Source organism: Nonomuraea sp. NPDC049504 (genome assembly GCF_040676845.1).
GTDB classification, from domain to species: domain Bacteria; phylum Actinomycetota; class Actinomycetes; order Streptosporangiales; family Streptosporangiaceae; genus Nonomuraea; species Nonomuraea salmonea.
The window spans coordinates 19,389-33,566 of record NZ_JBFAPT010000031.1 but is presented as its reverse complement, the minus strand read 5'-3'; the positions used below and the strand labels follow the sequence as shown (position 1 = coordinate 33,566).

Below are 14,178 nucleotides of genomic sequence, written 5' to 3'. Positions count from 1 at the left end.
GACGGCTTATGGGGCGGTGAGCTTGGCGGGGTCGGCGGCGTAGACGGTCATCCAGTGCGGGTGCAGCCGGTAGTAGACGACCTCGTTGTCCCAGTCGAAGGCGTCGCCGCCGTAGAAGTCCTTGAAGTAGGCCAGCAGGTCCGGCCAGTCCGCGGCGGGCTCACCGTCCTCGGGGTTGAGGATCTCCACCGTGCCGTGCGTGAACACGCCCAGGTCCTCGCCCCGCATGTGCGCCACGCTGGCGGCCGGGCGGGCCGCGAGGTGGCGGGCCTTGGCGGCGGTGCGCGCCGTGCCGAAGTGCCACTTGCCGCGCAGGAAGTGCCCGTCGGCGCCGCTGATCCGCGGCTCGCCCTTGGCCGTCACGGTGGACAGGGCCAGCGTGCACATGCCCGTGAGGACCTGGGTGAGCTGCTCCGCCGTGAGGGTCCGGTCGGTGACGATCGACTGGAGATGCGAGGTGGAGCGGGACAGCGAGGCGTCGAGCAGGTCCTGGAGCTGCTGAAGGTCTTCCGGTGTTTCGCGCATGAGAGTCCTTAGCTATCTGAAGGCCGCGGTTCGCGGACCGATGCGACCATGTTCGACCGAAAAGCCGACACCTTGTGTCTTGTTTCCTGGCCTGATGATCGCAGCCCTGATTCAATCGCGGCATCGAGCCCGGAGGGGGAGCACGGTCGTATGCGGCGGGTCTCCAGCGCGGCGGCGCTGCTCTTGTCACTCCTCGTCCACGCGCTGACCCTGGCGTTCATGGCCCTGGGCTGCTGGATCATCTGGATGAACGCCCACCTCGCGGTCTTCTGGCTGGTCGGCTTCGTGCTGATCGGGATCGGCGTGCTGCTGCTGCCCAGGGCGCGCCGCCTGCCCGCCGACGCCGAGCCGCTCGACCGCGCCGCCGCGCCCCAGCTGCACGCGACCGCGGAGCGGGTGGCCCGCGCGATGCGGGTGCCGCCTCCTGCGGCGCTGGCGGTGCGGGACCTCGCCGTGACCACCGAGGTCATGCGGGCAGGACGGCGCCGCGTGCTGCTCATCGGGCTGCCGCCGTGGCTCGTGCTGTCGCCCCGGCAACGGGTGGTGCTGCTGGCCAGGGCGTACGCATCGGAGCCCGACGACGGCCGGATCGTCGGCGGCGCGCTCACCACGCTGGCCGTCTGGCGCGAGTCGCTGCTGCAGGGCGAGGAGGCGCCGGGCAGGTCCGACGTCTACACCCGCATCGGCGCCACGCTCGGCTCGGTCGGAGCCCCGTCCGGCGCCTACTCCGGCATGGGCTCGATGGGGCGCGGGCTGGGCAGGGTGATCGGCGTGCCGGTGCTGTTCCTCGAGTGGGCGCTGACCCGCCTCGTCCAGGCGAGCCGTGGGGACACCGCGAGCGAGGAACTCCAGCGCGTACGCCGCGTCGCCACGGACGCCGACCTGGCCGAACTCGATGACCTGCTGCGCGGCGGCAGGTTCCTCGCCCCGGTCCAGGCGGCGGCCCTGCGCGGGGCCACGGCCACGGAGATCCGCGCCTCGGCCATCACCGCCCCCGCGACGGACCTGCTCACCGCCGACGCCTCCAAGCGCATCGACGACGAGCTGAGCGGGCACTTCACCCGCGCGATCAAGGGCTTCGGCCTGATCTCCTGACCGGCGTCAGTGGACGCCGCGGATCGTGCCGCCGTCCACCCGGAGCGTGGTGCCCGTGACGTAGTCGGCGAGCGGGCTGCACAAGTAGAGCACGGCGGCGGCGATCTCGTCGGGACGCCCCAGGCGGCCGGCGTCGTTGGGCACCAGCTCGGCGATGGCGTTCCGCTCGATCTCCGCCCACGTCTCGCCCCACCCCCGCGCGGGCGCGAGATCGGTGAGCAGGCGCTGGACGGAGTCGACCAGGATGGCGCCGGGCGCGACCGTGTTGGACGTGACCCCGGTGCCCGCGAGCTCACGCGCGAGCGAGACCGCAAGGTTGTGGCGGGCGGCCAGAGTGGCGGTGTAGTGCGGCAGGTCGGCGCCCGGCTGCAGGGCCAGCCCGCCGCCGATCTGGACGACCCGCCCCCAGCCGCGCTCGCGCATGCCGGGGAGCAGGCGCTGGATCATGCGGACGCCGGAGACGACGTTCACCTCGTACGTCCGCCGCCAGTCCTCGGCGGTGGCCTCCCACCCCCGGTGCGGGTAGGAGCCGGCGTTGTTGACCAGGACGTCGATCGGCCCGCCCGCCAGCGCGGCGGCGGCCGTGGCAGCGGCGCCGTCGTCGGTGGCGAGGTCGCCGACGGCCACGTCGGCGCTGCCTCCCGCGGCCCTGATGGTGGCGGCGACCGCTTCGGCGCGCGCCGCGTCGCGCCCGTGCACGACGACCTCCGCTCCCTCTGCGGCCAGGGCGGTGGCGATGGCGGCGCCGAGCCCCGAGCTGGAGCCGGTGACGAGGGCGCGCCTGCCTGCCAGGTGGAGTTCCATGGTGCTCCTCAGATCGTGCCCTTTCTGACCAGGGCACACAAAATGTCTACAGTCGTAGACTACCGGCATAGTATACGGTTGTAGACATGATGGCTCCCGAGGCACCCGTGAAACGCCGGCGCGACGCCGCCGCCACCCGGCAGGCGATCCTGGAAGCGGCGATCGCCGCCTTCACCGCACACGGCTACGCCGGCGTGGGCGTCCGCGACATCGCCGCGAAGGCGGGCGTGACCGCGATGCTCATCAACCGCTACTTCGGGTCGAAGGAGCAGCTGTTCGCCGAGGCGGTGGACGCGGCCTTCGCGCCGCGTACGGTGATCTCCGGCACCGGCGCGGAGCTGGCGGGGGAGACGGCGCGCACGCTGGTGGCGCGGACCGCGCCCGGCGCGGACGAGCTGGGGCCGTTCCTGCTCATGCTGAGGTCGGCGGCCGACCCCAGGGCGGCGGAGATCATGCGGGCGGCGATCGCCCGGCACCCCGGCAGGCACCTCACCGAGGAGCTGGCGGGGGAGGGGGCGGCGGTCCGGGCCGAGCTGATGCTGGCCCTGCAGGCGGGGGTGTGGCTGATGCGCAGCGTCATCGGCACGGACGCGCTCAAGGACGCCGGCCCCGACGACCTCACCCGCCGGATCCGTGACCTCCTCCAGGTCCTGGCCTGAGGGCGTCGGCGGGCAGCGGGAGGCCGCGCAGGCGGGGCTTGTGGATCTTGCCGGAGCCGGTCTTCGGCAAGTCGCCCACGACCTCGACGTGGGCGGGGATCTTGTACGCGGCCAGGCGCGGACGCAGGAAGTCCCGCAGCTCACCGGCCGTGACGTGCGCCCCGGGACGCAGCACCAGGAACGCGCGGCCGACCTCGCCCCACTTGGCGTCCGGCGCGCCGAGCACGGCCACCTCGGCGACCGCCGGGTGCTCGAAGATCGCCGCCTCCACCTCGGCCGGGTAGACGTTCTCCCCTCCCGAGATGAACATGTCCTTCACCCGATCGACCACGTACAGATGACCGTCCTCGTCCAGCACGGCGAGGTCGCCCGAGTGGAACCAGCCGTCGGAGAACGCGGCCCTGGTCGCCTCGGGGTCACGCCAGTAGCCGGGGGTGACGTTCGGACCCTGGATGAGCACCTCGCCCGGCTCCCCGGCCGCCGCGTCGGTGCCGTCGGGCCGTACGACCCGGACGTTCGAGAAGAACACCGGCACACCCGCCGACCCCACCTTGCGCACGCTCTGGTCGGCCTCCAGGAAGGTGGCGCCGGGAGCGGTCTCGGTGAGCCCGTAGCCCTGGCAGAACACCAGCCCGCGCTCCTGGTACGTGCGGATCAGCGCGGCCGGCACCGACGCCCCGCCCGCCATGAGGTGCCGCAGCGACGACAGGTCGGCCCCGGCCCACCGGGGCGAGCGGGCGAACGCGGCGAACATCGTGGTCACCCCGAACATCCAGGTGACGCCGTACTTGTCGATGAGGTCGTAGCACGCGTCCACCTCCCACGACGGCATGATCACCGAGCGGCCGCCCTTGAGGAAGGTCGGCAGCAGCGTCTGGTTGAGGGCCGCGACGTGGAACAGCGGCGCGCTGATCAGCGTCGTCTCGTCACTGGTGACGTCCACGCCGAGCAGCAGGTTGAAACAGTTCCACACCAGGTTGCCGTGGGTGAGCGTGGCGCCCTTGGGGCGGCCCGTCGTGCCCGAGGTGTAGAGGATGAGCGCCGGGTCGGCGAGGTCCACGGGCGTGTCGATCGGGGTGGGGTCGCCCTGGGCGAGCCAGCTCTCGTACTGCCCCTCGCCGAGCGCGACCCGCCGCCGCGGCCCGTCCGGCAGGGCGTGGACGACGCCGGCGCACTCGGGCGCGTAGATCAGCGTCTCCGCGCCCGAATGGTCCAGCATGTACGCCACCTCAGGCGCCGCCAGCCGGAAGTTCAGCGGTACGAAGATCGCGCCCAGCAGGTGCGCGGCGAACATCGTCTCGACGAAGGCCGGATGGTTACGCCCGAGGTAGGCGACCCGGTCACCCGCCCCCACTCCTGAGGCGCGCAGCTGAGCCGCCAGCCGCGCCGTCCTGTCGTGGACCTCGGCGTAGGTGACGGAACGGTCATCGAAGACGAACGCGGTCCGCTCCGGCGTCATCATGGCCCGGCGGGCGGGCCAGCCTCCCAGTCCGGTGTTGCGCATGGGGTCTCCTGTCGGCGAGGGGGATCGACGAGGACCGGCGAGTCAGGCGTAGTGGCGGTAGATGGCGCGGGCGACGCAGGCCGGCCGGTCCGAGCCCTCGATCTCGACCTTGAAGTCGAGGTGCATCTGCACGCCGTCGTTCGGGACGTCCTCGACGGAGGCGACGACCGCCCCCAGCCGCACCCGCGCGCCCACCTTGACCGGGCTGGGGAAGCGCACCTTGTCCAGGCCGTAGTTGATGCTCATCTTGACGCCCTGGATGTCGAGCAGCTCGGTGAACAGCGGGATGAGCAGCGCCAGCGTCAGGTAGCCGTGCGCGATCGTCCCGCCGAACGGCCCGTCCGCGGCCCTGACCGGATCGACGTGGATCCACTGGTGGTCGTTCGTGGCGTCGGCGAAGGTGTTGACGCGGTCCTGGGAGATCTCCAGCCAGGCGCTGTGGCCGAGGTCCTTGCCGGCCAGGGCCCTGAGCTCCGTCAGTCCGTGCGCGGTGGTCGTCATCAGGCGTTCTCCTTCAAGCCGAGCAGGCGGGCGGCGTTGTCCTTGAGGATCTTCGGGCGGACCTCGGGCTTGATCTCGAGCTTGTCGAAGTCGCTCAGCCAGCGGTCCGGGGTGATCACGGGGTAGTCGGAGCCGAAGAGCACCTTGTCCTTCAGCAGCGAGTTGGCGTACCTGACGAGCTGCGGCGGGAAGTACTTCGGCGACCAGCCGGACAGGTCGATGTAGACGTACGGCTTGTGCGTGGCGACCGCGAGGGCCTCGTCCTGCCAGGGGAACGAGGGGTGGGCGAGGATGATCCGCAGCTCGGGGAAGTCCACGGCGACGTCGTCCACCAGCAGCGGGTTGCTGTACCTGAGCCGGATGCCGCCTCCGCCTGGCACACCCGCGCCGATGCCGGTCTGCCCGGTGTGGAACAGGGCGGGCACGCCCAGCTCCTCGATGGCCTCGTACAGCGGGTAGGCCATGGGGTCGTTGGGGGCGAAGCCCTGGATGCTGGGGTGGAACTTGAAGCCGCGCACGCCGTGCTCGTTGACCAGCCGCCGCGCCTCGCGCACCCCCGCTCTGCCCTTCCACGGGTCGACGCTGGCGAACGGGATCAGCACGTCCGCGTGCTCGGCGCAGCCCTCGGCGACCTCCTCGTTCGCGATGCGCGGGTGCCCGGTGGCGTGCTCGGCGTCCACGGTGAACACCACCGCGGCCATCTTCCGCTCCCGGTAGTACGCGGCCGTCTCGGCGATCGTCGGCTGCCGGTGGCCGTGGGCCTTGAAGTACTCCTCCGAGGCGCCGAACAGCTCGGGGCTGAGCGAGCGGTGGCCGTCCTTGGAGATCTCGGCGTGGGTGTGCACGTCGATCGCGACCAGGCCGGCGACGTCCATGGCCGGCATCAGGCACCCTGCCCGGAGTCGGCGGGCGCCTTGGGGGCGGGGATCCCGTACGTCTCGGGCTCGGCGCCGACGCCCGCCTGCCACGACTCGGCGATGGCGTCGGCCGTCCAGCCTCCGTCGGCGAAGGCGACGGCCTTCTCGGCGGGGTGCGACCACAGCGCGAGGCGGTCGCCGCCGATCCCGATCGCCTGGCCGGTGATCCCGGCGGAGGCGTCCGAGGCGAGGAAGACGATGAGCCCGGCGACGTCCTCGACGGTGCCCATGCCCTCGTCCTTACGGAGCCAGGCGGGGAACGGCTCGCCGGTCCGCTCGGACTCCTCGATGACGGGCGCGAAGGCGGGGATGGTCTTGGTCATCTCCGTCGCCGCGACCGGGACGACCGCGTTGACCGTGACGTTCGCCCTGGCCAGCTCCATCGCCCAGGTCCGCGCCATGGCCACGATGCCGGCCTTGGCGGCGGCGTAGTTGGTCTGGCCGAAGTTGCCGCGCTGTCCGGCGGGCGAGGAGATGAGGATCAGCCGCCCGCCCTCGCCCTGCTCGCGCATCTTGATAGCGGCGGCCCGCGCGCAGGTGAAGGTGCCGCGCAGGTGCACGTCGATGACGGCGTCGAAGTCGTCGTCCGACATCTTCCACAGCACCTTGTCGCGCAGGATGCCGGCGTTGGTCACCATCACGTCCAGCCGGCCGAACTCGCTGACGGCGGTCTCGACCAGCTGCTCGGCCGCCTTGGCGGAGCCGACCGGGGCGACGACCTCGCGGGCCCGGCCGCCCTTGCCGGTGATGCCCGCGACGACCTGGGCCGCCGCTTCGGCGTCCACGTCGTTGACGATCACCGCCGCTCCGGCCGCGGCCAGTGCCTCGGCGTACGCGCGGCCGAGCCCGCGGCCCGCACCTGTGACAACGGCGACCTTGCCGGAAAGATCCATGGGATTCCCCCTGAAGTGATAAGGCGGACGAAAGCGAATATATGTCACTGTTCTGACGGGCGTCAAAGATTTGCCCAACGTTAGCGGCCTGCCTACGCTCGTGCTGTGACGCGTACCGAGGGGAACGACTCCCGACAGGCGGCCGCGCGGCCGCAGTCCCTGCTGCTCAGCTTCCTGGGCGTCTACGTCCTGGGCCGGGGCGTCGCCGTCTACTCCGGCAGCCTCATCGAGGTGTTCGCCCGGCTCGGCGTCTCCGAGGAGGCGGTCAGGTCCACGCTGGCCCGCATGGCCAAGCGCGGCCTGCTGGCCCGCCACCGGCGGGGACGCAAGACGTACTTCGGGCTCACCGAACGCGCGGAGGAGGTGCTGGAGGACGGGCGCCGGCGCGTCTGGGAGACCGGCGCGGTCAACCGCGCCTGGGACGGCACCTGGACGCTCGTCGGGTTCTCGCTGCCCGACAGCTCCACCCGGCACGACCTGCGCTCCCAGCTCATCTGGGCCGGCTTCGGCCTGCTGCAGAGCGGCCTGTGGATCGCGCCGGGCACCAAGGACGTGCACGGCATCCTCGCCTCCCTGGAGGCGAGCGACCTGCGGGTCTCCGACCACGTCACCGTGCTGCAGGCCAGGGCGCTCGGCCCCACGGAGTCGGCCGACATCGTGCGCAAGGCGTTCGCCATCGACGAGATCGCCGGCCGCTACCGCGCCTTCCTCGACCGCTGGGACACCGCTCACCCGGCGCCCGAGGCGGCCGACGACCTCGCCCGCCAGCTCCTCCTGCACACCGACTGGCTGCAGCTCATCCGGCAGGACCCGCACCTGCCCGCCGAGCACCTGCCGCCCGGCTGGCCGGCGATCCGCGCCGAGCAGGTCTTCCACCGGCTGGCCCGCGTCTATGAGCCGCCCGCGGCGAAGCTCGCCTCGGAGATCGTCGAGACGTCCGACGACCCCGAGCGCGGCAGGACCACGGTCTCCAGCCACTGACCGACCTGTTCCGCCACGTCGCCGCCGAAGGTGCGGGTGTCGACGTTGTCGGCGTGCACCTCGATCACCGGGAACCCGGCCGACTCCAGCGCCCTGGCCGTGAAGTAGCTGCCCCTGGGGTCGTCGGAGACCAGGTGCACGACGCCGTCGATGCCGTGCAGGCGGGCCTCCTTGACGTACCACTCGCTCGACCACGGCGGCGTGTAGAGCTGGTCGCCGAACGCGGCGAAGCGCGCCGCCAGCGCCCGCATGGGGTCGTCGCCGTAGCGGATGTAGCCGTCGGCGGCGATGGCGAGGTACATCGACCAGACGAAGACCGCGCCGTACTCCTCCTGGAAGCGCTGGTAGAAGCCCATGTCGTACCAGAGGCCGCGGCCGATCCACATCAGCCTGGCCCGCTCCTTCTCGCAGGCGCCGACGCCCGCGTCCACGCGCTCGCGCACCTCCTCGTAGAAGCTCTTGGCGAGGTCGCGGGCCCACTCGGTGCCGCGGTGCCACTGCGGCAGCATGACGCTGGGGATGCTGTCCACCACGCCGAGCGGCGCCGGGCGGGCGCGGGCGATGAGGTCGCGGGCCTTCCTGTTCCACTCCTCCTGCTCGTTGACCAGGGCCATCACCTGGCGGAAGCGGGACTCGTCGAACCGCCTGCCGGTGGTCGTCTCCAGGAACCTGACGAGGTTCTCCAGCTCCGCGGTGAGCAGGTCGAGCCGGGCCGGGCCGACGGCCTCCTCCCACCGGTGCGGCATCAGCTCCCACCAGTTGACCGGCACCTCGTTCTCGGCCGCGCTCTCCAGGGGGAAGAAGGTGACGCCCGGCTCGTGTCCCCAGACGTCGAAGATCTTGCGGGTGACGTCGCCGGTGGCGTCGCCGACGATGATGTCCGGTTTCGGCAGGCCGCCCCACGGGCCCGCGTCGGGGTCCGGGTCGAACGCGGAGCCGAGGGTGACCGCGTTGTACTGCTCGGAGTAGTCGGGGTAGCCGCGCTGCCGTACGAGGCCGAGGTAGTGCCCCGAGCGCTGCTTGGCGGTCACCAGGGACGCCCACCACTGGCCGACGGCGTACGGGATGTCCATCGTGCGGAAGATCTCGTGCGGGACGTCCGCGTTGAGCAGCGCGAACGGCTCACCGGCGGCGACCCGGCGGCGCAGGTCGGCGAACCATTCGCGCTGGTGCCTGCCCGCCTCCCCCGCCGTGGCGAGGGACTTCACGCTGCGCGAGCTCACTTCGGGCATGCCGGTTCCTTCCGCAGGGCGGCCAGGTCGGCGCGCCCGTACTCCTGGTGTTCGAGCAGCACGGCCGGGATGTCCAGGGCCGCGCGCTGCGCGGGGAAGTCCCACGCCGGCGCCTCGTCGGACTCGCGGCAGTAGGAGACGAACAGTTCGGCCCGGCAGCGGCGGACGGCCACCGCCGCGTACGCGGCCCGCGCGCCCGGCGTGGCCCGGTGCGCGGTCAGGGTGCCGCGATGGTAGTGCTCGGCCAGCGCGTCGAGGCTCGCCGTGCCCACCGGGCCGGTGACGGCGAGGTCGCCGAAGGAGTGGTCCTCACCGACGATCACATGGCCCTCGGCCTCGATGGCCTCGTACACGTGCGGCGTGTCGTGGGCGCTGCCGCTCAGGAAGACCCGCCGCCCGGTGTGCTCGTCGAGCCGGTCCGCCTCCGACAGCAGCCTGGCCAGCAGCGCGATGTGCTCGGTCACCGGCAGGGCGGCGTTCGCCGCCGCGAGGAACTGCCGCCCGGTGAGCCGGGCGGGCACGATCCTGCGCAGCTCGGCGACGGCGGCCAGCAGCCGGCGCCGCTCGTCGTGCGCCGCCACCGCCCCCGCGAGGTCGAGCCTGCGGCCGGTCCACGCCTCCAGGCGGGCGGCGAACTCGCCGACCCTGCGCCGGTTGTAGCGGGCGGTCGTGCGGTGCGGCAGGTGCAGCAGGTCCACCAGGTACGCCTCGGGCAGCCCCCGGCCCGGCTCCACGCGGCGCAGCTCGCGCAGCGCGTAGAACAGCCGCAGCGACGCCTCGCAGTCGTGGCTGACCACCACCCGGTCCAGGTCGCCGAAGGCGCCGTCGAGCAGCCGGGTGAGCACCGAGCGGGCCGCCGGGTCCACCCCGCGTCCCAGGTAGCGGTCGCCGAGCTCCGAGCCGGACTCCGGGTCGCCGGTGAGCCGGATCGCGCGCAGCCCGGCGGCGGTCAGCAGCTCGACCGGCACGTCAGCGCCGACGTACCCAACGGAAGAGCCCTGCCGGCTGCGGCGGGCGTACGCCTCCTCAAGCGCCGCCAGTGCGCCGCCCACGTCAGATCACCCCTTCGTCGGCCAGCGTCTTCAGCTCGTCGGCCGAGTAGCCGAGCAGCCCGCCGTAGATCTCGTCGTTGTGCTCGCCCAGCCCCGGCGCCGGCCGGTCGAGCGCCGCCTCCGAGCCGGAGAAGCGGATCGGCACGCCCGTGCCGTACAGGTCGCCGGGGTCGCCGTGCCGGGGATGCGTCAGCGGCACGACCTCCTCGCGCTCCAGCACCAGCGGGTCGCGTACGGCGTCGCCCGGCTCGCGCACCTCGGCGGCCGGCACGCCGTGCCGCGCCAGCAGGTCGAGCACCTCGGCGAGCGGACGGTCCGCCGCCCACGCGCCCACCAGCTCGTGCAGCTCCCCGGCGTTGGCCACCCGCGCGTCGCGGGAGGCGAACCGGGGGTCGGCGGCCAGGTCGTCGTGGCCCATCGCGGTGAACAGGCCGCGCGCGAAGGCGTCGGTGGGCCCGCACAAGGCGAACCAGCCGTCCGCGGCCCTGAACGTGCCGAACGGCGCCAGCCTGGGCACGGTCGCCCCCGTCCGCATGGGCAGGCCCAGCTTCTCGTAGGCGTCGAACGGCTCGCACGCCACCAGTGAGGTGAGCGCCCCGAGCATGGACACGTCCACGTGCTGGCCCTGGCCCGTCGCGTCGGCCCGCAGGACCGCGGCCAGCGTGCCGATCACCGCGTACAGCGGCGCGACCAGGTCGCCCACCGGCAGCCCGAAGCGGACCGGCGGCTCGCCGGGCGCGCCCGCGGTCATCATCACGCCGCTCAGCGCCTGGATGATGGTGTCCATCGCCTTGCCGGAGCCGGGGCCGCCCTGCCCGCCGAAGCCGCTGATCGACGTGCACACGATGCGCGGGTTGATCGCGCTCGCCCAGTCGTGATCGATGCCGAGCCGGGCCGTCACGCCCGCGCTGTAGTTGTCGATCATGATGTCGGAGACCTTGACCAGCCCGCCCAGCACGTCGCGCGCCCGGGGATGCTTGAGGTTGAGCGTGACGCTCTGCTTGTTGCGGCCGCGCAGGAGCATCGACACCGACATGTCGTCCTCGGCGCCGCGGGCCAGCGACAGCCCGGCCGCGCCGAGGTAGGGGGCGTTGTTGCGGGAGCTGTCGCCGCCGGTCAGCGGGTTCTCCACCTTGATGACGCGGGCGCCGAGCCCGGCCAGCAGCAGGGTCGCGTACGGGCCGGACAGCGCGGTGGTCAGGTCGATCACCGTACGGCCGGCCAGCGGGCGCTCAGCCACGCAGCACCACCTCGTCACCCTCCCAGCGGAACTCCGTCTTCAGGCCGGCCTGCCGCGTGATGCGCTCGATGTAGGCCACCACCTCGCGGCCCTCCTCGTCGTCGCCGAGCGGCACCGGGCGGCCCGCGTCGTCGATCCAGCACGGCACGAGACCGGCCGAGATCAGGCCGTCCCTGTCGAAGCGGCACAGCGCGATCGCGGTGTTGCGGCTCTCCGGATGGAACGGGTAGTACGGCATGTCCGGGTCGGGGGCGAAGCCGTACAGCTCGACCCTGCGGCGCGCCCACTCGGCCCGCTCGCCCTCGTCGCCCGACGCGGGTGTCAGCGCGTGGGTGACGGTCACGAAGTTGCCCAGCCCGTGATAGATCGGCTTGCCCCGGTACATCTCGACGCCCCGCATGATGTGGGCGTGGTGCGCGAACACCGCCTGCGCGCCCGCGTCGATCGCGGCGTGCGCGACCGGCCGCTCGTACATCGCGAGCACGGCCGGCGTGTGCCCGACGCCCTTGTGCAGCGACACCAGCACCACGTCGGCCTCGCCCGACAGGGCCTCGACGTCGGCCGCCATCCGCTCCAGCCCCGCCGGGTCGGCGAAGGTGTAGATCTCGGGCGGGCCGCCGGGGCTGGCGTGGTCGAGCTCGTAGTGGGTGAGCACCTTGACGTACGCGCAGCCCGGCTTGCGGCTGGTCGCCCACGACTCGCGGGGGCCGACGCAGTTGTAGCTCAGCACGCCGACCCGCAGCCCGTCGCGGGTCACGATCGCGGGACGGCGGGCCTCGGCCAGCGTCATCCCGGCGCCGGCGGTGGCCATCCCGGCCTCCGTCGCGTACTTGATGGTGTCGGCCACGCCCTGGTCGCCGACGTCGTAGACGTGGTTGCCCGCGAGCGTCACCACGTGAAAACCGGCCTCGGCGACCGCGCGCAGCGCGGCGGGGTCGGCGGGCGGCGCCGGCACGTCGGTGCTGACCTGGGCGGTGGACGTGCTGTGCGGCACCTCCACGTGGCCGATCACCACGCCGCCCCGGCTCAGCGTCTCCCGGGCGGGGACGAAGAAGGACGCGGGATCGGGCTCGTCGACGACCAGGTCGCCGACGGCCATCACCGTGAGACTCAAGACGTGCTCTCCTCTACAGGGGTCTTTCCGGCCTGGCCGGTGAAGCGCGACAGGAAGCTGCGCAGGCGGGGCGACGAGGGGGCGTCGAAGATCTCCTTCGGCGTGCCGGTCGCGGCCACGCGGCCGTCCTCCATGAAGACGCAGCGGTCGGCCACCTCGCGGGCGAAGCTCATCTCGTGCGTCACGATGATCATGGTCATGCCGCCGCGCGCCAGGTCGCGCACGACGCTCAGCACCTCGTCCACCAGCTCGGGGTCCAGGGCGCTGGTCGGCTCGTCGAACAGCATGATCCGGGGGTTCGTGGCCAGGGCCCTGGCGATGGCGACGCGCTGCTGCTGGCCGCCGGAGAGCATCCGGGGATGGGCGTCCGCCTTGCCGGCCAGCCCCACCCGCTCCAGCAGCCGCAGCGCCTCAGCGCGCGCCTGCCCGGGGTCGCGGCCGTGCACCGCCACCTGCGCCTCGACCACGTTGCGCAGCACGCTCCAGTGGCCGAACAGGTTGAACTGCTGGAAGACCATGCCCATGCGGCTGCGCTGGGCGGCCACCTTGCGGTCCGGCAGCGGGCGCAGGTGGCCCCGGTGCCTCTCGTAGCCGAGCAGCTCCCCGTCGAGGTACATCGCCCCGCCGTCGATGCTCTCCAGCTGGTGGACGCAGCGCACCAGCGTGGACTTGCCCGACCCGGACGGGCCGATGACGGTGACCACCTCGCCCTCGTGCACGTCGAGGCTCACCCCGTCGAGCGCCGCGTGGCCGCCGAACCGCTTGCGCACGTCACGGACGTGCAGGACCGGCGTGTCGCTCACCGCTGCCCCCTCCCGAAGTGCCGCTCCAGGCGTCGCTGGCCGAGCGAGAGCACGGTGACCACCGCGAGATACCAGGCGCAGGCCACGATCAGCAGCGGCACGATCTCGTACGTCCTGTTGTAGATCACCTGCACGGAGTAGAGCAGGTCGGCCATCGCGATCACGCTGACCAGCGAGGTGCCTTTGAGCAGGCTGATGAACTGGCTGCCGGTGGGCGGCACGATCACCCGCATCGCCTGGGGCAGCACGACCTTGACGAACCCCTGCCCGGCGGTGAACCCCATCGCGCGGGCCGCGTCACGCTGCCCGTGGTCCACGGCCAGGATGCCCGCCCTGACGATCTCCGCCATGTACGCGGCCTCGTGCAGGGTGAGCCCGATGATCGCCGCGGTCAGCGAGCTGATCACGGAGTTGGTCGGCCACGAGACGAACGTCGGCCCGAACGGGATGCCCAGCGAGATGCGCGGCAGCAGGTAGCCGAGGTTGAACCAGAAGATCAGCTGCACCAGCGGCGGGATGCCGCGGAAGATCGCCACGTAGATCCCGCAGGCCCAGGCCACCGGCTTGAACCCGCTCAGCCGGCCGGCCGCGAGCAGCACCCCGAGCAGGCTGCCCAGCGTCATGCCGATCACGGTGAGCAGCAGCGACATGCCGAGGCCGCGCAGGATGTTCGGGTCGAAGAGGTATTCGCCGGCCACCGCCCACTCGAAGCGCGGGTTGGTGAGCAGGAACCAGGCGAACTGCGCGGCCAGCACGAGCAGCACGGCTCCGGCCACCCAGCGCAGGGGGCGGACGCGGGGCCGGGCGGACGCGATGTCCTCGTGGGCGTGCATGGGGGTGTCCATGCCGGCTTCCGCG

Annotated in this window: 15 protein-coding genes; 3 read left to right on the top strand and 12 right to left on the bottom strand. The window is 72.5% G+C overall.

All coding sequences use genetic code 11. The features are described from left to right. Nucleotides 1-6: 6 nt before the first annotated feature. A complete protein-coding gene (locus AB0K28_RS42050; RefSeq protein WP_364381515.1) occupies nt 7-525 on the bottom strand; it encodes a pyridoxamine 5'-phosphate oxidase family protein in 519 nt (172 codons plus the stop codon). Between the two features lie 150 nt (nt 526-675). On the opposite strand from AB0K28_RS42050, the gene AB0K28_RS42045 reads away from it, so the two are divergent. Continuing rightward, entirely contained in the window at nt 676-1,620 is a 945-nt protein-coding gene (locus AB0K28_RS42045) for a hypothetical protein (protein ID WP_345404764.1), read from the top strand. Nucleotides 1,621-1,626: 6 nt separating this feature from the next. On the opposite strand, the gene AB0K28_RS42040 is transcribed toward AB0K28_RS42045, so the two are convergent. Continuing rightward, a complete protein-coding gene (locus AB0K28_RS42040; RefSeq protein WP_364381512.1) occupies nt 1,627-2,424 on the bottom strand; it encodes an SDR family NAD(P)-dependent oxidoreductase in 798 nt (265 codons plus the stop codon). 86 nt (nt 2,425-2,510) lie between these two features. Between AB0K28_RS42040 and AB0K28_RS42035 the strand changes: the two genes are divergently transcribed. Next, nucleotides 2,511-3,083 (top strand): TetR family transcriptional regulator, encoded by a 573-nt coding sequence (locus AB0K28_RS42035; RefSeq protein WP_345404770.1) that lies wholly within the window; start codon nt 2,511-2,513, stop codon nt 3,081-3,083. On the opposite strand, the gene AB0K28_RS42030 is transcribed toward AB0K28_RS42035, so the two are convergent. The 4 genes from AB0K28_RS42030 to AB0K28_RS42015 are packed head-to-tail and all read right to left on the bottom strand — an operon-like array spanning nt 3,043 to nt 6,898. After that, nucleotides 3,043-4,587: a long-chain fatty acid--CoA ligase gene (locus AB0K28_RS42030; protein ID WP_364381509.1), complete on the bottom strand. Its 1,545-nt coding sequence runs from the start codon at nt 4,585-4,587 to the stop codon at nt 3,043-3,045. The genes AB0K28_RS42035 and AB0K28_RS42030 overlap by 41 nt on opposite strands. Before the next feature lie 42 nt (nt 4,588-4,629). Further along, complete coding sequence (locus tag AB0K28_RS42025; protein WP_345404778.1) at nt 4,630-5,088, bottom strand: MaoC family dehydratase; 459 nt, start codon at nt 5,086-5,088, stop codon at nt 4,630-4,632. Beyond that, nucleotides 5,088-5,963 (bottom strand): amidohydrolase family protein, encoded by an 876-nt coding sequence (locus AB0K28_RS42020; protein WP_364381714.1) that lies wholly within the window; start codon nt 5,961-5,963, stop codon nt 5,088-5,090. Before AB0K28_RS42020 ends, AB0K28_RS42025 begins: the two co-directional genes overlap by 1 nt. Before the next feature lie 8 nt (nt 5,964-5,971). After that, nucleotides 5,972-6,898, bottom strand: a complete 927-nt coding sequence (locus AB0K28_RS42015) for an SDR family NAD(P)-dependent oxidoreductase (protein ID WP_364381506.1) — start codon at nt 6,896-6,898, stop codon at nt 5,972-5,974. Nucleotides 6,899-7,003: 105 nt separating this feature from the next. On the opposite strand from AB0K28_RS42015, the gene AB0K28_RS42010 reads away from it, so the two are divergent. Next, nucleotides 7,004-7,879, top strand: a complete 876-nt coding sequence (locus AB0K28_RS42010) for a PaaX family transcriptional regulator C-terminal domain-containing protein (protein WP_345404783.1) — start codon at nt 7,004-7,006, stop codon at nt 7,877-7,879. On the opposite strand, the gene AB0K28_RS42005 is transcribed toward AB0K28_RS42010, so the two are convergent. From AB0K28_RS42005 to AB0K28_RS41980, 6 genes are read right to left on the bottom strand one after another with little or no spacing between them, the layout of a single operon-like run. Further along, complete coding sequence (locus AB0K28_RS42005) at nt 7,789-9,111, bottom strand: 2-hydroxyacyl-CoA dehydratase family protein (RefSeq protein ID WP_364381503.1); 1,323 nt, start codon at nt 9,109-9,111, stop codon at nt 7,789-7,791. The genes AB0K28_RS42010 and AB0K28_RS42005 overlap by 91 nt on opposite strands. Next, on the bottom strand, nt 9,099-10,163 hold the full coding sequence (locus AB0K28_RS42000) for a 2-hydroxyacyl-CoA dehydratase family protein (RefSeq protein WP_364381500.1): 1,065 nt from the start codon (nt 10,161-10,163) through the stop codon (nt 9,099-9,101). The genes AB0K28_RS42005 and AB0K28_RS42000 overlap by 13 nt, the downstream gene beginning before the upstream one ends. A 1-nt stretch (nt 10,164) precedes the next feature. Further along, nucleotides 10,165-11,403, bottom strand: coding sequence for a CoA transferase (locus AB0K28_RS41995; RefSeq protein WP_364381497.1), 1,239 nt, complete (start codon nt 11,401-11,403; stop codon nt 10,165-10,167). After that, nucleotides 11,396-12,517: a CapA family protein gene (locus AB0K28_RS41990; RefSeq protein ID WP_364381494.1), complete on the bottom strand. Its 1,122-nt coding sequence runs from the start codon at nt 12,515-12,517 to the stop codon at nt 11,396-11,398. The genes AB0K28_RS41995 and AB0K28_RS41990 overlap by 8 nt, the downstream gene beginning before the upstream one ends. Continuing rightward, a complete protein-coding gene (locus AB0K28_RS41985; protein ID WP_364381491.1) occupies nt 12,514-13,320 on the bottom strand; it encodes an amino acid ABC transporter ATP-binding protein in 807 nt (268 codons plus the stop codon). Before AB0K28_RS41985 ends, AB0K28_RS41990 begins: the two co-directional genes overlap by 4 nt. Beyond that, a complete protein-coding gene (locus AB0K28_RS41980) occupies nt 13,317-14,165 on the bottom strand; it encodes an amino acid ABC transporter permease (RefSeq protein ID WP_364381488.1) in 849 nt (282 codons plus the stop codon). Before AB0K28_RS41980 ends, AB0K28_RS41985 begins: the two co-directional genes overlap by 4 nt. Between the last annotated feature and the right edge of the window lie 13 nt (nt 14,166-14,178).